20 protein-coding genes are annotated in these 17,253 nt (G+C 58.3%); 6 read left to right on the top strand and 14 right to left on the bottom strand.

Going from position 1 to position 17,253, the window contains the following annotated elements; translation table 11 throughout:
* Nucleotides 1–39: 39 nt before the first annotated feature.
* Together AC2FJC_RS09680 and AC2FJC_RS09675 are read left to right on the top strand one after the other, a co-directional pair.
* Entirely contained in the window at nt 40–882 is an 843-nt protein-coding gene (locus AC2FJC_RS09680; RefSeq protein ID WP_170417358.1) for an LOG family protein, read from the top strand.
* Between the two features lie 3 nt (nt 883–885).
* Nucleotides 886–1,986, top strand: a complete 1,101-nt coding sequence (locus AC2FJC_RS09675; protein WP_496739341.1) for a cystathionine gamma-lyase — start codon at nt 886–888, stop codon at nt 1,984–1,986.
* Here the strand turns inward: AC2FJC_RS09675 and AC2FJC_RS09670 are convergent.
* Nucleotides 1,981–2,370, bottom strand: coding sequence for a hypothetical protein (locus AC2FJC_RS09670; RefSeq protein ID WP_496739340.1), 390 nt, complete (start codon nt 2,368–2,370; stop codon nt 1,981–1,983). The two genes, AC2FJC_RS09675 and AC2FJC_RS09670, sit on opposite strands and share 6 nt — an antisense overlap.
* A 152-nt stretch (nt 2,371–2,522) precedes the next feature.
* On the opposite strand from AC2FJC_RS09670, the gene AC2FJC_RS09665 reads away from it, so the two are divergent.
* Both AC2FJC_RS09665 and AC2FJC_RS09660 read left to right on the top strand, forming a co-directional pair.
* Nucleotides 2,523–3,440, top strand: coding sequence for a DnaJ C-terminal domain-containing protein (locus AC2FJC_RS09665; protein WP_496739339.1), 918 nt, complete (start codon nt 2,523–2,525; stop codon nt 3,438–3,440).
* Complete coding sequence (locus tag AC2FJC_RS09660) at nt 3,437–3,781, top strand: hypothetical protein (protein WP_496739338.1); 345 nt, start codon at nt 3,437–3,439, stop codon at nt 3,779–3,781. Before AC2FJC_RS09665 ends, AC2FJC_RS09660 begins: the two co-directional genes overlap by 4 nt.
* A 7-nt stretch (nt 3,782–3,788) precedes the next feature.
* Here the strand turns inward: AC2FJC_RS09660 and AC2FJC_RS09655 are convergent, their stop codons facing one another.
* The 5 genes from AC2FJC_RS09655 to AC2FJC_RS09635 form a co-directional block, all read right to left on the bottom strand.
* Entirely contained in the window at nt 3,789–4,415 is a 627-nt protein-coding gene (locus AC2FJC_RS09655) for a cytochrome P460 family protein (RefSeq protein WP_496739337.1), read from the bottom strand.
* A 232-nt stretch (nt 4,416–4,647) separates the two neighbouring features.
* The gene (gene rlmN / locus AC2FJC_RS09650) at nt 4,648–5,835 is read right to left on the bottom strand and encodes a dual-specificity RNA methyltransferase RlmN (RefSeq protein ID WP_496739336.1); all 1,188 of its coding nucleotides are present in this window, start codon (nt 5,833–5,835) and stop codon (nt 4,648–4,650) included.
* A 79-nt stretch (nt 5,836–5,914) separates the two neighbouring features.
* The gene (locus tag AC2FJC_RS09645; RefSeq protein WP_496739335.1) at nt 5,915–6,292 is read right to left on the bottom strand and encodes a lysozyme inhibitor LprI family protein; all 378 of its coding nucleotides are present in this window, start codon (nt 6,290–6,292) and stop codon (nt 5,915–5,917) included.
* A 147-nt stretch (nt 6,293–6,439) separates the two neighbouring features.
* Nucleotides 6,440–6,607 (bottom strand): hypothetical protein, encoded by a 168-nt coding sequence (locus AC2FJC_RS09640; RefSeq protein WP_496739334.1) that lies wholly within the window; start codon nt 6,605–6,607, stop codon nt 6,440–6,442.
* Nucleotides 6,608–6,776: 169 nt separating this feature from the next.
* Nucleotides 6,777–7,310, bottom strand: a complete 534-nt coding sequence (locus AC2FJC_RS09635) for an invasion associated locus B family protein (RefSeq protein ID WP_058272619.1) — start codon at nt 7,308–7,310, stop codon at nt 6,777–6,779.
* Between the two features lie 178 nt (nt 7,311–7,488).
* Between AC2FJC_RS09635 and AC2FJC_RS09630 the strand changes: the two genes are divergently transcribed.
* Nucleotides 7,489–8,487, top strand: a complete 999-nt coding sequence (locus AC2FJC_RS09630) for an asparaginase (protein ID WP_496739332.1) — start codon at nt 7,489–7,491, stop codon at nt 8,485–8,487.
* Nucleotides 8,488–8,490: 3 nt separating this feature from the next.
* Here AC2FJC_RS09630 and AC2FJC_RS09625 read toward each other — a convergent pair whose 3' ends face one another.
* The 8 genes from AC2FJC_RS09625 to hutI all read right to left on the bottom strand — a co-directional run bounded on the left by AC2FJC_RS09625 (nt 8,491) and on the right by hutI (nt 15,805).
* The gene (locus AC2FJC_RS09625; protein WP_282170537.1) at nt 8,491–8,811 is read right to left on the bottom strand and encodes a YciI family protein; all 321 of its coding nucleotides are present in this window, start codon (nt 8,809–8,811) and stop codon (nt 8,491–8,493) included.
* A gap of 23 nt (nt 8,812–8,834) precedes the next feature.
* Nucleotides 8,835–9,263, bottom strand: a complete 429-nt coding sequence (locus tag AC2FJC_RS09620; RefSeq protein ID WP_496739331.1) for an SRPBCC family protein — start codon at nt 9,261–9,263, stop codon at nt 8,835–8,837.
* Complete coding sequence (locus AC2FJC_RS09615) at nt 9,251–9,580, bottom strand: ArsR/SmtB family transcription factor (RefSeq protein WP_496739330.1); 330 nt, start codon at nt 9,578–9,580, stop codon at nt 9,251–9,253. Before AC2FJC_RS09615 ends, AC2FJC_RS09620 begins: the two co-directional genes overlap by 13 nt.
* 40 nt (nt 9,581–9,620) lie before the next feature.
* Nucleotides 9,621–10,499: a phosphoserine phosphatase SerB gene (gene serB, locus AC2FJC_RS09610; protein WP_496739329.1), complete on the bottom strand. Its 879-nt coding sequence runs from the start codon at nt 10,497–10,499 to the stop codon at nt 9,621–9,623.
* A 68-nt stretch (nt 10,500–10,567) separates the two neighbouring features.
* Complete coding sequence (gene hutU / locus AC2FJC_RS09605; RefSeq protein WP_496739328.1) at nt 10,568–12,250, bottom strand: urocanate hydratase; 1,683 nt, start codon at nt 12,248–12,250, stop codon at nt 10,568–10,570.
* Nucleotides 12,247–13,065 carry an N-formylglutamate deformylase gene (hutG, locus tag AC2FJC_RS09600; RefSeq protein ID WP_496739327.1) on the bottom strand — a complete coding sequence of 273 codons (819 nt, stop codon included), beginning with the start codon at nt 13,063–13,065 and terminating at the stop codon, nt 12,247–12,249. The genes hutU and hutG overlap by 4 nt, the downstream gene beginning before the upstream one ends.
* Nucleotides 13,065–14,600 (bottom strand): histidine ammonia-lyase, encoded by a 1,536-nt coding sequence (gene hutH, locus AC2FJC_RS09595; RefSeq protein WP_496739326.1) that lies wholly within the window; start codon nt 14,598–14,600, stop codon nt 13,065–13,067. Before hutH ends, hutG begins: the two co-directional genes overlap by 1 nt.
* Nucleotides 14,600–15,805, bottom strand: coding sequence for an imidazolonepropionase (hutI, locus tag AC2FJC_RS09590; protein ID WP_496739325.1), 1,206 nt, complete (start codon nt 15,803–15,805; stop codon nt 14,600–14,602). The genes hutH and hutI overlap by 1 nt, the downstream gene beginning before the upstream one ends.
* Nucleotides 15,806–15,886: 81 nt before the next feature.
* Here hutI and AC2FJC_RS09585 point away from each other — a divergent pair, with 81 nt between their 5' ends.
* The gene (locus tag AC2FJC_RS09585) at nt 15,887–17,242 is read left to right on the top strand and encodes a formimidoylglutamate deiminase (RefSeq protein ID WP_496739324.1); all 1,356 of its coding nucleotides are present in this window, start codon (nt 15,887–15,889) and stop codon (nt 17,240–17,242) included.
* The last annotated feature ends 11 nt before the right edge of the window (nt 17,243–17,253 follow it).

Here is a 17,253-nt window from a genome sequence, read left to right as displayed (position 1 = left end):
TAGCTGTTTTATGAACACGCAAGCAGGGAACCATCACCCATGAGAGAAGACCGCCTCAGCCCTTTCCGCGACGCTCAGACTGACCGCTCGACCGCGAGCGAGGTGCCGGACACGCCGCAGACGCGCTCACCCGCCTATCGCCTTGCCTTCGCAGACGATGATTTCCTATGTCGGGATGAGCTACGCCCCGTGCGTTTGCAGCTGGAGTTGCTGAAGCCCGAGATGATCATGACCGAGCGCGAGATCACCTCGACCATCGTCATGTTCGGCGGCGCACGCATTCCTGAGCCGTCGCAGAAACACACCGCGCGAACCCAGACGCTGGCCAACCTGTCGCAATATTACGACGAAGCGCGGGAATTCGCCCGTCTGATGACCGAAAAATCCAATGAAACCGGCTGCCGCGAGAACGTGATCGTCACCGGCGGTGGCCCGGGCGTGATGGAGGCCGGAAATCGCGGTGCCCAGGATGCTGGCGGTTGTTCGATTGGCCTGAATATTGTGCTGCCGCACGAGCAGGCGCCGAACCTGTATGTAACGCCCGATCTCAGCTTTAACTTCCACTATTTCGCCATCCGCAAGATGCATTTCCTGATGCGCGCCCGCGCCATCACCATTTTCCCCGGCGGCTTCGGCACGATGGACGAGCTGTTCGAATCCCTGACGCTGATCCAAACCGGCCGGATGGAGCGTGTGCCCTTCCTGTTGTTTGGCCGTGAGTTCTGGGAGAAAGTCATCAACTGGGAGGCGCTGGCCGATGCGGGCACGATCTCGGACGAGGATCTCGACCTGTTCCGCTTCGTGGATACCGCGCAAGAGGCGGTCGATATTATTGAAAACTGGGAACCGGCCCCACCCCGCGATGAAATTCCGGGGCGCTGAGACATGAAGCCGCCAAAGACCGGTGAGATGTTGCACCTGCGCGGGAACGCGCTGAACAAGGGCGATCCGGTGGCCCTGCCACTGACGCAAAGCAGCATGTACCATCTGCCCGGCGCACCGGACGGGCATCCGACCTATGGTCGGGTCGACAACCCGACATGGGTGCATCTGGAACATGTGCTGGCACATTTGGAAGAAGCGCCCTGTCTGACCTTTCCGTCAGGTATGGGGGCGATCTCTGCGGCTTTGTTCGCGACGGTCAAAGCCGGGTCCCATATCCTGATCCCCTCGGACGGGTATTATGTCACACGATTGCTGGCCGATCGGTTCCTATCCAATCTGAGCGTCTCCGTTACTGAGCGTCCGACGACGGCGTTCGCAGAAGGCGGGTTCGACGGGTTTGACGTGGTCTTTTTGGAAAGCCCCTCGAACCCCGGTCTGGATATGATGGACCTGCCCGCGATCGCCACTGCCGTTCGCGCGGCGGGCGGTCTCACGATTGCCGACAACACAACGATGACCCCATTGGGTCAACGCCCGTTGGATTTGGGCATCGACGTGGTCGTCGCTTCGGATACCAAGGCAATGGGCGGACATTCGGACCTGCTAATGGGTCATGTCGCCAGCCGCAACGCGCAGATCATGGAACGGGTCGAAGAATGGCGGCGCGTTTCCGGCGCGATCCCTGGCCCGCATGAGGCATGGCTGCTGCATCGCGGGTTGGAAACGCTGGACGTTCGTTTCGACCGGATGTGTGCATCGGCGCAAGTGCTCGCGGAACGGTTGGCAGAACATGAGGCCGTGAAACAGATCCGCTATCCCGGCCTGTCGGATGACCCGTCCTATGCTCTGGCCAAAGCGCAGACGTCCCGGTTCGGGTTCTTGTTGTCGATCACGTTAGAGACCGAGGAAAAGGCCGAAACTTTCATCAACACCTGCCCGATGCTGCGACCGGCCACATCGTTCGGCGGTGTTCACAGTTCAGCCGAACGACGCGCACGCTGGGGCGATGACGTCGATCCGGCCTTTATCCGTCTTTCAATAGGTTGCGAACCAACGGATGAACTGTGGCAGGCGATGGAAACCTGCCTGAACGCGTTATGATTTCTTCTTAGGCTCGCGCAGTTCGGTGAACACATAGATCGGCAGCACAATGCTGGCGATCAGTGCGCCTAGCCAAACCAGCAGAGTCGCCGCCAACAGGTTGGCAACGCCGCCAACGGTCAACCCGGCCGTAATCAGATCGGTCACCAACAGGCCGACAAACGTCACGATCAAGGCAATCCCACCTTTGATCGAGGGGGCTTTTTTTTCACCCAGTTTCAGGATTAGCGGCTCGGCTACCACCTGCACCAGAGTGAACACGATCACCACGACGATGAATGAAATCGGTTTGATCGCAAACCCCGACAATAACAGCGTCGCAAGCAGTAGCCCTATGGCATTGCCGACCAAAAGGGCCAGTGCGGACTTGATTCTGCGCGTCATGGGGTTCTCCGTGAGTGATCAGTTAGAAACATGCAGATGTTAACAGACCCGAAGGAATTTGCGAGCGGTTTCAAAAGCCACTTCCTTTTGGGTCATTGAAATCGCATGATAAAACACATTCATTCTGTTCAGACCGACCCGCGAGAGGTGAGATGAGCGACGATCCCTATACCATCCTTGGCGTCGCCAAAGACGCCAGCGCCGCCGAGATCAAAAAGGCATATCGGCGCATTGCAAAAGAATGCCACCCGGATCTCAAGCCCGGGGATGCCGAGGCAGAGGCAAAGTTCAAAGACGCGGCGTCGGCCTATGACCTATTGAAAGACCCGGACACGCGCGCGCGGTACGATAGTGGTGAGATTGATGCCTCGGGTCAGGAACGTCCCCAGCAGCAGTATTATCGCGAATATGCCGAGGCCGCCGGGAATCCTTATCGTGGGCGCGCAGCAGACCCCGATGACATGTCAGACATCTTTGCCGAATTCATGCGGGGCCGCGGAGGATACCAACAGCGCACGCACGAATTCCACGCGCCGGGCCACAATCGCGCTTACAATCTGCAGATCAGTTTTCTGGACGCGGTGTTCGGCGCCAGCCAAAAGCTGACGCTGCCAGATGGTGACCGGATCGAGGTGAAGATTCCTGCGGGCATCACCGATGGACAAACCATCCGCCTGCGCGGCAAAGGCGATCCGGGTTTTGGCGAAGGCCCGCCCGGCGATGCTTTGGTCACTGTGTCAGTGGCAAAGCATCCGGTCTTTGATCGCAAGGGCGACGATATTCATATCACACTACCGATCACGATCGATGAGGCCATTCTGGGTGGCAAGGTTCCTGCCCCCACGATTGACGGTGGCGTCAATGTCAGTGTCCCGGCTGGCACCAGCAGCGGTAAAACCCTGCGCTTGCGTGGCAAGGGAGTTAAGAAGCGCGGCTCGTCTGATCGCGGGGATCAGTTGATCGAACTGACCGTGTCCATGCCGGACCAAATTGATGATGATCTGAAGCAATTCATGGAGACATGGCGCGAAACCCACAGCTATGATCCGCGGAAAGGAATGCCGTCATGACCCGCACCCTGACCGAAGAGCAGCTGATCGCAACCGTCACCCGCCTGACCTCGACCCGCCTGACCGAATACCTGGCTGCCGAAATCGTCATTCCCGAGCAAACCGAGCAGGGGCTGGTGTATCACACCCTTGACGTTGCGCGGCTGGAGCTGGCGTGCGAGCTGCACGACCAATACGAGATGGAGCCTGATGCGCTGTCGATGATGATCTCACTGATCGACCAGATGCACGGCCTTCGGGCCGAGTTACGAGAGGTTCTGAATGCGGTAGAAACGCAACCGGAGCCGGTGCGTCAGACATTGATCAAGGTGATCGGAACGGCGCGATTCGGTCGCGAATGACCCGCGCTTAGTTGCCGACAACATACTCTTCGGGAACAAAGAAAGTGTAATCCCGATCAGCCACCGCTTCGTGACAATCATGGCAATAGACGACAGCGTCCGAACGCGCGCCCATCGTGTCACCAAACAGGGACCCATCCGGCATCACCATTATATAGCGCCAGTCCGCAGTTTCCGGGTTGGTGCCTTGGGCCAGTTTTTCCATCACGAACAGGGCACCGGGATGGACATTGCCCTCGTCCGTGACTGTGACGCTGTCCTTGGCCAGCACTGACCCCATCGGTAGCTTTTCACCCTCGGCCAAAGTGCCATAGTTGTGCGCCATGCGGTTGGCGTAGCTGTTCACATAGCGCTGCCCATGGGTTGCCGAGATGTAAGGCGCGTCGTTGAACAGCGGCCATGCCTGATAATTCATCAACAAATCCAGCTGCGCGGCGGCATAGCCCCGCTCCATCCGGCGCTGCAGGGACTTGTAGACGCCTAGGGCTTCTTCTTTGGACAGCTTGGCAGGATTTTCTATGGCAAGGTGAGCATCCTCACCACTGGATTGAGCGACAGCCTGATGCGCAGCAAGCCCCACCACAAACAAAGCCGCAATAGATGTCGGAAACAGTCTTGAAAATCGTACAAACATTTATTTGGCCCACCTGGTTCAAAAGGTTCGCCTGAACGCCGCAAGTTTCGTCTAAAATGATAGCGGCCATGAACAAACGCGCCACGACCGGAATGCGACTCTCACTGCTTTGTGCGCAAGCGTGAGGCCTAGGCAGCCGGTTTCAGCCCACAAAACATATCAAATTGTGCATACAAATAACAGCGGCCAGAACATTAATTTCTTGGCGTAGTTTGCACGAAAGTTGCGTGTATTAGCTCTGCAATCCCGCTTCGGCTTCGATCTGCTTGCGCGACTTGCGCGCACGCTCTGTGGCCGATTTTAACTGACCACAAGCCGCCATAATATCCTCACCCCGTGTTTTGCGAATGGGAGAGGCATAGCCCGCCTGATAAATAATATTCGCAAACGCCCGAATGCGGTTATTCGAGCTGCGCTTATAAGGCGCCCCGGGCCATTCGTTGAACGGGATCAGGTTGATCTTGGCGGGAATGTTGTGACTTTTGATGTGGTCGATCAGGCGATGCGCATCTTCGTCACTGTCGTTCACGCCATCCAGCATCACGTATTCAAAGGTGATCCGCTCGGAATTCGACACTTTGGGATAGTTTGCCAATGCCTGCAGCAGCTCCTCAATGTTCCAACGCTTGTTGATGGGCACCAGAACGTCGCGGGTTTCATTCGTGGTCGCGTGGAACGAGATCGCCAGCAGGCAACCGATTTCCTCGGCCGTACGCGCAATTTCTGGCACTACGCCAGACGTCGACAGGGTGATCCGACGGCGCGACAGGGAAATCCCTTCGGGATCCATCGCAATCTTCATCGCATCACGGACGTTTTCGAAGTTATACAGCGGCTCACCCATGCCCATCAGAACGATGTTCGACAGAAGGCGGGTTTCATCCTTGGGCGCGCCGGGAACGGGCCATTCTTCCAGATCATCGCGGGCCATCATCACCTGACCGACGATTTCCGCAGCCGTCAGGTTGCGCACCAGTTTCTGCGTGCCCGTGTGGCAGAAGGAACAGGTCAGCGTGCAGCCAACCTGAGACGAGATGCACAGCGTCCCGCGATCCTCTTCGGGGATGTAGACAACCTCAACCTCATGGCCACCCGCGATGCGGCACAGATACTTGCGCGTGCCGTCCTCGGACACCTGCCGGGTCACGACCTCGGGGATTTCCACAACGAAATTCTCAGCCAGTTGCGCACGATACGCTTTGGCGAGGTTGGTCATCTCGGCAAAATCGCGCACGCCCCATTGATAGATCCACTGCCAGATCTGCCCGGTCCGCATCTTGGCCTGCTTTTCCGGCGTGCCATGTTCGATCAGAGCGTCACGCAACTGATCACGGGTCAACCCTACAAGGTTGATCTTCCCCTCGGGCAATTTGCGAGGGATGGTCATGACATCTTGAGTGATCGGCGCTTTGGGCGACATGTTGCTATCTCAACGAATTCAGGCTTGGGATGCGCCTCTATATAGGATCGCGCGCAAAGATCAAAAGAATTCGTATCATTTAATTTGCCATGCGCAGCAATTCATCCACCCGCGCCCGGCCCAGATCGACGCGGCAGGACGCAATTGCAATACCGGTACCAGAGCCGCCTCCGTATGAAGCACCCACAGCTTCGCACTGCGTATCGCGATACCTGCCCCATGCCTCTTGCGCAGCCTCAAGCGCCGGTTGTGCGACCACACGATCTGTTACCTCGTCCAGCTCAATTGCGGACTGCACGGCAAAGCCGTAGCTTGCCTCAACAGCCATATTCACGCGTTTCTCCATTTCCCCAACGCAGGTTCCGATTTCGACCTGCGAACCTGCGTCGAGACATTCCAGGCTGGGATCTGCCCACGCGGTCGAGGAGAAAAGCACTGCAATCAAGACGTTACGCATTATCCGTTTCCACATATGAACCCTTGTATGTGGCCACCGTAGCACGCGTTGCGCTGTGGTCCCAATTGCAAGTCGGCCGCAAAGGCCAAACCGATGCGGCCGAACTATCTGCATTACGATTGCGAGGAATCAGATCAGGTGAACATGTCAGATCCCTGCAGGTAGGATGTCGCAATCATCCGCGTCCAAAGTTTGCACGGGGTCTTTCGGGCCGCATTGCTCGCCAGATACCGGATATGTTTCGTTGTTTTTTTCACATGCACTCAGAAGTAAGGCGGCGACAACCAACACGGCAGCAAGAGGTTTGTTCAGCATGGATAAGCTCCTTCCATATATTTGAACTGATTGGTTCAGAAAAATGGGTCGCTTGCCTTGATGCGGATCAATTGGGGGGTGGACGTAGCGTAAAGATCAGATGACACGTATGATCGGCCACAAAAAAGCCCCGCCAAATGACGGGGCTGCGTGAACCTGTTGTCCTTGCTTATTGGGTGCAGCGCTTTTCGGCGTCTTCGATCGCAGCACTGAAACCCAACAGCGAGAAGGTGTCTTTGGTCTGGGTGCCGCGCTCGGACCGGGCGGTCAGAACAGCCTCGGTGCCGCGCTTCATCGCTGCGACGACCTTCAGATCTTCGCCTTCGGTTGCCGGCCAGGCCCATTCACCTTCGGTGATCAAAGCGAACTCGGTGCCGTCAATCTCAAGGGTGACCGTCGATCCTGCCGCGAAAGGATAGCCGCCGGTAAAGGTCACCTGACCTTTGACTTCCGCATTCGGGCGGTAGAATACGAACAACAGGATGTCGCTGCGGCGCACAGAAACCACGCGTCCACCTTTGGTGTTCACAGTCTCTTTGGGTGCGGATACGCTCCAGCATTCTGTGGGATCTTTCTCCACAAAAACGCTCCAGTCGGTCTTCGCAGCAACCCGATTGGTGCTGGTCGCCTGCTGAGCGATTGCGGTTGTGGCCATTCCTGCCACGCACAGACCCGCAATTGTGCGGACGAGTTTTAATCCCATCTGTCCAGCCTCCTAGCTCGACCTAATACCTCATACCCATCGAGACCGCATACGAACTCTGTCGGTTCGTCTGTAAGTTGCGTATTCCGATGATTGTCGACATACACACACTAACGCAGGTTTCGCCACAGGCGAAAGGGCGATTGGCAGATTTTTGCGCATATAATGGAGGGGCCAGATGACGCAGCCGGTACCAATGACAGAACTATGGCGAGGCCCCTTGTTGGAAAGCCTGCATCTGGGCCACGCAGTGATCTGCGATGACAGCGGCCAAATCGTACGCAGCTGGGGCAATCCGGACGCGGTGATTTACCCTCGGTCGTCTGCGAAAATGATCCAGGGGCTGCCGCTGATCACATCGGGTGCAGCCGCCAAATACGGCCTGAACTCCGAGCATCTGGCCCTCGCCTGTGCCTCGCATAGCGGCGCACATATCCATACCGACAGGGTTACTGCCTGGCTGGATCACCTGGGCCTGACCGAACACGATCTGCGTTGCGGTCCGCAAGAACCGCAGGACATGGCCGCGCGCGACGGGCTGATCCTTGCCGACGACACGCCCTGCCAGATCCACAACAATTGCTCGGGCAAACATTGCGGGTTTCTGACGGTCGCACAGCACATGGGCGCGGGACCGGAATACCTTGAGATCGACCACCCCGTACAGCAGGCCTGCCTGTCCGCGCTGGAAGAAACCACTGGGGAAACCAGCCCTGCCTATGGAATCGACGGATGTTCAGCCCCGAACTTTGCGACATCACTGGTGGGACTGGCGCGTTCGATGGCGTGGTTTGCCTCGGCCGCTGACCGGTCGGACCGTGCCAGCGACGCAGCGCAACAACTTACGACTGCGATGATCAAGCACCCCGAACTGGTGGCGGGCGAAAGCCGCGCCTGTACCGAGTTGATGCGCGCTATGGACGGTCGCGCCGCAATCAAAACCGGCGCTGAGGCGGTGTTCATTGCCATCATCCCGGAAAAACGAATGGGTGTTGCGCTGAAAATCACTGATGGCACCACCCGCGCCAGCGAATGCGCAATTGCAGCCATTCTTGTCAGCCTAGGTGTGCTGGAGGCCGATCACCCGGCCACCCGCAAATTCATGAATGCCACGCAATACAGCCGTCGCGGGCTGGAATGCGGCGAGATCAGACCTGCGCCGGGATTCCCCGGCTAACGATCACATCTCGATTTCATGCACCTCGGCCACCTCGACCGAGCCTGAACCGTTGACCACCATGGGACAGCCCTTGGCCATTTCGGTCGCGGCATCAATGCTGTCGGCCTTAATGACGGTAAAACCGGACGCCGGGTTTGCGCCGCCATTGTCGACGACGCTTCCGTTGCTGACCGTATAGGATTGACCAACCGGATTGCCGGGTATGTCCAGCGCCTCACCCATGCCTTGAAACCATGCACCCCAGGCGGCCATAGTTGCTTCGACTTCGGCAGGGTCGGTTGGTGTGGTTCCACCATGATAGACAAACAAATATTGTGGCATTTTATTTCCTCCCTAATGAAAACTTATCCAAACTGCGCCTCAAGCTTGGCCAGCGATGATGTCCAGCCCATGTTGTGGTTTGCTGCGGCCTCGGCATCTGCCAGTTCGCGGTGATCCAGAACTAGCCGCGCCCCGTTTTCGGTCGCAACGACCGAAAACGTCACGTGACTTTCCGGCCCGCGCTGATCCTGATCGTCATGCCAGGCCCAGGTGAACCCAAGGGAATTGGGCGGATCAACATGGGTGACATAACCGGACACTTTGAATGTCTGGCCTTCTGCGTTCTTCATTATTGAATACCAAGGCCCTGTGCGTGAGAAATTCAGGTCATGCTCGGGCACATGCACCCCTTCGGGCCCCCACCACTGCAACAGTTTCGCCCCATCACTGATCCAGGCAAACAGGTTTTCTGGGGTGGTCGGGAACTCGCGTTCCAGTTTCAGGTCGGCCATGAGTTTTCCCTTTCAATCAGGTCGCCCAGACGATCGAGGCTGTTTTCCCAGAACTGACGTTTCGAGATCGTCCATTCCGCTATCGCCCGCAGTCCGTCAGGCTGGATGGAATACATCCGCTGGGTGCCGTGGACGCGCTGATGCACCAATCCGGCCTCGCGCAGCACTTTCAGATGGCGCGAAATCGCTGCGCCCGACATGCCGCGCCCTTGGATCAGGTCACCGGCAGGCAGCTCTCCGTCCTGCATCAGTTGCTCAACGATCGAGAACCGAGTGGAATCGGCCAAAGCAGAAAAAGCATTTATCAGAGTGTTCATAGCCTTTATTTAACATGTGCGTTAAATAAAGGGAAGACCTTTAACCGGACACGAATTCCGAGCGGCTATAGCCCTGAACGTACAGCAATGCCGTCAGATCACCATGGTTGATCCGAACCTCGCATTGCTCGGCAACCGTGGGCTTGGCATGCAGGGCCACCCCTGTTCCCGCGCGGTGCAGCATCCCCAGATCGTTGGCCCCGTCGCCTACGGCAATAACGTCTTCTTCACGCAAGCCCAGTCGCGCGGTGATCTGTTCCAAGGCATCCACCTTGGCTTGACGCCCCAAAATGGGCCGCAGTACATCCCCGGTCAGTTTTCCGTTTTGGGCCAGCAGGGTGTTGGCACGGTTCTCGTCAAAGCCCAGCACCTCGGCCACTTTTGCGGTAAACGCCGTGAAACCGCCCGAGACCAAGGCGGCATAGCCTCCGTTCTGGCGCATCGTTGCGACCAGTTCCTTGCCGCCCGGCATCAGAGTGATGCGTTCGTCCAGTACTTTGCCGATCACCGCCTCATCCAGACCTTCCAGCAGGCCGACCCGCTCGGTCAGCGCGCCTTCAAAGTCCAACTCGCCATTCATCGCACGTGCGGTAATGTCCTTGACGCGTTCGCCGACGCCGGCCTCATCCGCAAGTTCGTCGATGCATTCCTGTTGGATCATGGTGCTGTCCATATCGGCCAACAGCATCTTCTTACGGCGGCCCTCAGACTGTTGGACAACCATATCCACGCCCATTTTCTGAAGGTCCACCCAGACATCCCACCGGTTGCCCGGCATTTCGCTAAGATGGAACTCTGCTGCTTCATCCGGGCTGAGCCACACAATCTCACCGCCTCCCCATGCATTCCGCAATGACTCGACCAGCGACAATTCCAGATTAGACACATCGGGGTCGGTCAACAGGGTGGCAACGTACATATTCGATCTCCGGCAAGCTCACCTGCGAATATCGCAGGTGCAGCATTTTCGCCAGAGACAGTTTCGAACTAGCCCAAAATACCCGGCAGGCGCAGCCCGTGGGTCCGCGCGCAATCCTTGGCAATGTCGTACCCTGCATCCGCATGGCGCCAAACGCCCGAGGCCGGGTCGTTCCACAGAACGCGCTCCAACCGACGCGCGGCATCTTCGGTGCCATCGGCGCAGATCACCACGCCCGCATGTTGGCTAAAGCCCATCCCGACGCCACCGCCATGGTGCAGCGAGACCCACGTCGCCCCACTGGCTGTGTTGATCAGCGCATTCAGCAACGGCCAGTCGCTCACGGCGTCCGAGCCGTCAAGCATCGCTTCAGTCTCGCGGTTGGGGCTGGCCACCGATCCCGAGTCCAGATGGTCACGTCCAATCACGACCGGCGCCTTCAGCTCGCCATTGGCGACCATCTCATTGAACGCCAGCCCAGCGCGGTGTCGGTCGCCAAGCCCTATCCAGCAGATACGCGCAGGTAGACCCTGAAACGCGATCCGCTCTTGCGCCATGTCGATCCAGCGATGCAGGTGCTCATTCTCGGGGAACAGTTCCTTCATCTTGGCATCGGTTTTGTAGATGTCCTCGGGGTCGCCCGACAGAGCACACCAGCGGAACGGGCCGATGCCTTTACAAAACAGCGGGCGGATATAGGCGGGTACAAAGCCGGGGAAGGCAAAGGCGTTCTCAAGCCCCTCATCCTGAGCGACCTGCCGGATGTTATTGCCGTAATCCAGCGTCGGAACGTCCGCGTTCCAGAAATCCACCATCGCCGCGACATGCTGCTTCATCGAAGCGCGAGCGGCTTTTTCCACCGATTTAGGGTCTGTTTCACGCTTCTCGCGCCACTCTCCCATAGTCCAGCCCAATGGCAGATAACCGTTAATCGGATCATGCGCGCTGGTTTGGTCGGTGACGATATCGGGACGCATCCCGCCCGCCTGCATCCGAGCATAGATCTCGGGGAAAACCTCTGCCGCATTGCCCAGCAGACCAACCGACTTCGCTTCGCCAGCCTTGGTCCAGCGGTCAATCATCTCCAGCGCTTCGTCCAGCGTTTCGGCCTTTTCGTCGAGGTATTTGGTCCGTAGGCGGAAATCGATGCTGTCCGGGTTACACTCAACAGCCAGACATGAGGCGCCTGCGAACACGGCCGCCAGCGGTTGCGCGCCGCCCATTCCACCCAGCCCTCCGGTCAGAATCCACTTGCCTGTCAGGTCACCGTCGTAGTGCTGACGCCCTGCCTCGGCAAAGGTCTCATAGGTGCCCTGAACGATACCCTGCGTACCGATGTAAATCCACGAGCCAGCGGTCATCTGGCCGTACATCATCAGGCCCTTCTTATCGAGCTCGTTGAAGTGATCCCAGGTCGCCCAATGTGGAACGAGGTTGGAATTGGCGATCAGCACCCGCGGCGAATCCTTGTGCGTGCGGATGATCGCGACCGGCTTGCCGGACTGGACGATCAGCGTTTCGTCTTCCTCCAAATCCTTCAGACCGGCAACAATAGTGTCGAAATCCTCCCACGTGCGGGCCGCGCGACCGATACCACCATAGACCACCAACTCATGCGGGTTCTCGGCCACATCCGGGTGCAGGTTGTTCATCAGCATCCGCAGCGGGGCCTCGGTCACCCAGCTTTTGGCGTTCAACTCGGGGCCGGTCGGTGGATAGATATCGCGGGTGTTTTTGCGCGGATCGCTCATTTCTGGGCTCCTTGTCTGGTCAATTCGCCCGAGGGGGCAAGATCGTTGAGGCGGGTCAGCATAGTTGTCAAATGGGGGCGCAGTTTCGCAGCGCGGTCCTCGCGCCATGTCCACGGAGATGTCTCGTCCATGTAAGCCCGTTGCGCGATCTCCATCTGGATGGCGTGTATGCCATCAGAAGGGCGACCATAGTGGCGGGTGGTCCATCCCCCGCGAAACCGGCCATTCAGGACCGAAGTGAAACCTTCGGCCTTGCTCGCCACGTCGTGCACGGCTTGCTCAATGGCCGTGTCGCTCGTCAGCCCATCATTGGTTCCAGTGTTGAACACCGGCAATTCGCCTTCGAACAGAAACGGGATCAGCGACCGGATCGAGTGGCAGTCAAACAAGATCGCCACACCGTGCCGGTCCCGAACGCGGCTCAGTTCATCCAGAAGGGCAGCGTGATAAGGTGCGTGGTATTTGCGCCGTCGATATTCGACTTCATCCTCGGACGGAGATTGCCCGTCATTCCAGATCTGCTGCCCATCGAAATCGGTCAGAGGCACAAGGGTGGTGGTATTCTGGCCGGGATATAGCGAGGCTCCGAATGGATCACGATTGGCGTCGATGACATAGCGATGAACATGCGACTGCACGACCGTGACATCGTCCAATACCCCTTTATAGAGCCTGTTTATATGCCAGTCCGTATCCGCCAAACCGCGCCCGTTGTCATTCAGACGGGCCGCTATTTCGTCTGGTACATAAGTTCCGCCATGGGGTTGCCCCAGCACAATGGGACCGTCCCCGCGCTGCACGCTGAACACCTGCATCAGAACAGCCCCGGCATCTGGGCACCCACTGCCCCAAGGATGTCACCCTCAGCCACCAAGCACTTGGATGTTTCCAGATCGGGTGCCAAATAGCGGTCTTCGTTCAGTGTTGGGATCTCTGCCCGTACTCTGTGCATGACGCGTTGCAATGGTTCGCTGGTTGCCAGCGGTGCGCGGAACTCCACGCCCTGAGCGGCACAGAGCAACTCAACCCCCAGAATGTAGTTCAGGTTCTCGACCATCCGCGTCAGACGCCGCGCGCCATGTGCAGCCATCGACACGTGATCCTCCTGGTTTGCCGAGGTCGGCGTGCTGTCAGTCACGCAAGGATTGGCAAGGTGCTTGTTCTCGCTCATCAAGGCGGCGGTCGTGACTTCGGCAATCATCAGACCCGAGTTCAACCCGGGATCAGGCGTCAGGAACGGCGGCAGATCAAAGCTGAGCGTCGGGTCGACCATCAACGCAATGCGCCGCTGCGCAATTGCACCAACTTCGGACACAGCCAGTGCGATCATGTCTGCGGCAAAGCCGACCGGTTCGGCATGAAAGTTTCCACCTGAAACGATGGCACCCGCCTCATTCAGAACCAGCGGGTTGTCGGTGGCCGCGTTCGCCTCGATCTCAAGCGTGGTGGCCGCTTGGCGCATGACGTCCATGGCCGCGCCAGTGACCTGCGGTTGGCAGCGGATGCAATATGGGTCCTGAACGCGCGTGTCGCCATCCCGGTGGCTTTCGCGGATCTCGGACCCGGCCAATGTGGCACGCATGGCACTGGCGGCTTCGGTCTGGCCGCGGTGCCCTCGCAGGGTATGGATTTCGGGCTGCAAGGGCGCAGTCGACCCCATGATCGCATCCGTCGACAGGGCCGAGATGACCAGCGCGCTTTGGGCTGCACGCCAGGCTTCGAACAAACCGACCAGCGCAAAAGCAGTCGAGAATTGCGTGCCGTTGATAAAGGCAAGCCCTTCCTTTGGACCGAGTTGAACAGGCTCTAATCCAACTGATTTTAGGGCTTCTTCGCCTGACAGGATGGTTCCGTCAACTTCGGCTTCACCAGCGCCGATGACTACGGCTGTCATATGCGCCAGGGGCGCAAGGTCGCCAGAGGCCCCGACCGACCCCTGCGCCGGAATAACCGGGGTCACACCCTTGGCCAGCATCTGCTGCAGCAGGTCGATCAGCTCCCAACGCACACCCGATGCTCCGCGTCCGAAGGACAACAGTTTTAGCGTCATCATCAGCCGGGTCACACGGCGTGGCACGGCCGAACCAACGCCGCAGCAATGGCTAAGGATCAGGTTGCGCTGAAGGGTCGAAGTATCCTTGGCCGCGATCTTGTGGCTGGCCAGCTTTCCGAACCCGGTGTTAACGCCATAAACCGGGTCTTCCCCGGCCGCAGCTTCGAGAATGCGTTTGGCTGCGGCCTCTACCTTGGGTTTGCACCCGTCATCCAGCGATACTGCGGGCTGCGACCAATACACTTCGGACAGATCCGACAGCGTGACCTGACCGGGCACAAGCGACAGGGTCTTCATTACAAACCTCCGAAAATGCGGGTGTGCAGCGGGTTGAAGCCGATCCGATAGGACAGCTCGGCTGGGTGCGTGATGTCCCATACCGTCAGGTCCGCGCGTTTGCCTGCAGCTATTGTGCCAGTGTCGGTTAGGCCCAAGGCTTGCGCCGCATTGCGAGTCACGCCAGCCAATGCCTCTTCCGGCGTCAGGCGGAAAAGGGTGCAAGCCATATTCATGGTCAGCAGAAGCGACGTCAGAGGAGACGAACCGGGGTTGCAATCCGTCGCCAGCGCAATCGGCACCCCATACTGGCGCAGCAGTTCAACCGGCGGCACCTGTGTTTCGTGCAGCGTATAGAACGCCCCCGGCAGCAGCACACCCACGGTTCCGGCCTGTGCCATGGCGGCCACACCTACCTGGTCCAGATATTCGATATGATCTGCCGACAACGCCCCGTAAGAAGCCGCCAGGGCTGCCCCTCCGAGGTTCGAAAGCTGCTCTGCATGCAACTTGACCGGAAGGTTCAGTTCTTTCGCCACATCGAAGACCTTAGCGATCTGAGACGGATCAAAGGCGATCCCCTCACAAAAGCCATCAACGGCATCCACCAGCCCCTCTTCATGCGCCAAACGCAGAGTCGGGATGCAAACATCGCGAATGTAGGTATCAGCGCGCGCCTGAAACTCAGGCGGCACCGCATGTGCTCCTAGAAAACTTGTTTTCACTCGCACCGGGCGCACTTGGCCGATCCGGCGCGCGACGCGCAGCATCTTGAGCTCTGAGTCGGTGTCCAGACCATAGCCCGATTTGACCTCGATGCACGACACGCCGTCGGCCATCAGGGCGTCCACTCGCGTCAAGGCATCCTCTAACAGGGCCTCTTCGCTGGCCGAACGGGTCGCTGTGACAGTCGACAGAATTCCACCACCTGCGCGCGCGATCTCTTCATACGAGGCACCATTCAGACGCATTTCGAACTCGACCGCCCTGTTGCCACCAAAGACGACATGGGTGTGGGCGTCGATTGGCGCCGGCGTTATCAGCCGGTCGCCATAGTCCGCGGTCGGCCAGTCAGAATAGTCAGCAGGCAGTGCATTCCGAGGCCCGATCCAGGCAATTTTCTCACCATCAACAACAAGTGCTGCGTCCTGAACTATCCCATAAGGTTCGGCGCCATCGTCCATGGTCGCCACCCGCGTGCTCAAAAGGACAGATTTTTTGGCCATATCGATTCTTTTGGGCTCCCTTTGTCGTTAGATTTTTCGTATACGTATAAAAGTTTAAAGTCTACACAAAATGGAAATGCGATGACCATCCATGCAAAAACGGCTTTATTAGGCTCTGATTGGATCAGTAACTTGCGGGTAGAAATCGCGCGCGGTCAGATCCAAAGCTTGGAATCACAAGCGTCCGCGCGGTCCGGAGACACACAGGTTGATGTCTTGCTGCCAGCCTTGGGAAACCTGCACAGCCACGCCTTTCAGCGTGCTATGGCCGGTATGACAGAAGTGCGCGCCGCCGGGCGCGAGAGCTTTTGGACCTGGCGCACTCTGATGTACCGGTTCCTGGACAGATTGACGCCGGATCACGTAGAGCCCATTGCCGCTTTGGTCTATCTGGAGATGCAAGAGGCCGGATATGCCTCGGTCGGTGAGTTTCACTATATCCATCATCAGCCGGGCGGCGGGCGCTACGACCACGTGTCGGAACTGAGTCAGCGCATATTTGCTGCGGCCACCCAAACTGGAATCGGTTTGACGCACCTTCCGGTTCTCTACACCTACGGCGGTGTCGAACAACAACCCTTGGCGGGCGGTCAGCTGCGCTTTGGCAATTCTGTGGATCAGTTTCTGAACCTGGTCGAAGAATGCCGCTTGGCCCTACCGCATGCGGATTCTGTGATCGGAATCGCCCCGCATTCTCTGCGGGCAACATCGCCTGACGATTTGCGCGAGCTTCTGAATGCCACTTCTGATGGTCCCGTCCACATCCACATCGCCGAACAGCTTAAGGAAGTGGCCGATGTAGAGGCCGCGCTTGGACAGCGGCCGGTCGAGTGGCTGCTGGACCATGTCGACGTCGATGACCGGTGGTGCCTTATCCACGCAACTCATATGACAGATGCCGAAACACGCGCCGTTGCGCGTTCGGGCGCCGTTGCCGGGTTGTGCCCGATTACCGAGGCGAATTTGGGCGACGGTATTTTCAACGGTGCAGTTTATGTCGAAGAAGGTGGTCGCTTTGGCGTGGGATCAGACTCTAACGTGAGAATTTCTCTGCCTGAGGAACTGCGGACTTTGGAATATTCCCAACGCCTGCGGGACCATGCGCGGACGGTTTTGGTCAAAAATGAAGGCTCAGTCGGTCAGGCGTTGTATACGGGGGCCGCACAAGGGGGCGCGCAGGCATTGGGACGAAATGCAGGGGAAATCGCAGTCGGCAAGCTGGCCGACCTTGTGGCGATCGACCGATCTCATCCCACGATCTGCGCACTGACTGACGAACAGGTGCTTGACGGGCTGTGCTTTGCAGCGCCGGACGGGTTGGTGACGGATCTTTGGTCAGCGGGGCGTCACATGGTGCAACAAGGCCGCCACATCGAACGGGATCGGATCATTCCCGCGTACCGGTCGGCGATTGCCGATCTTTTGGCAGACGTCTAAACGACCTTATC

This window comes from Ruegeria sp. CDSB117, assembly GCF_059611005.1.
This window is presented reverse-complemented; position numbering and strand designations above follow the sequence as displayed.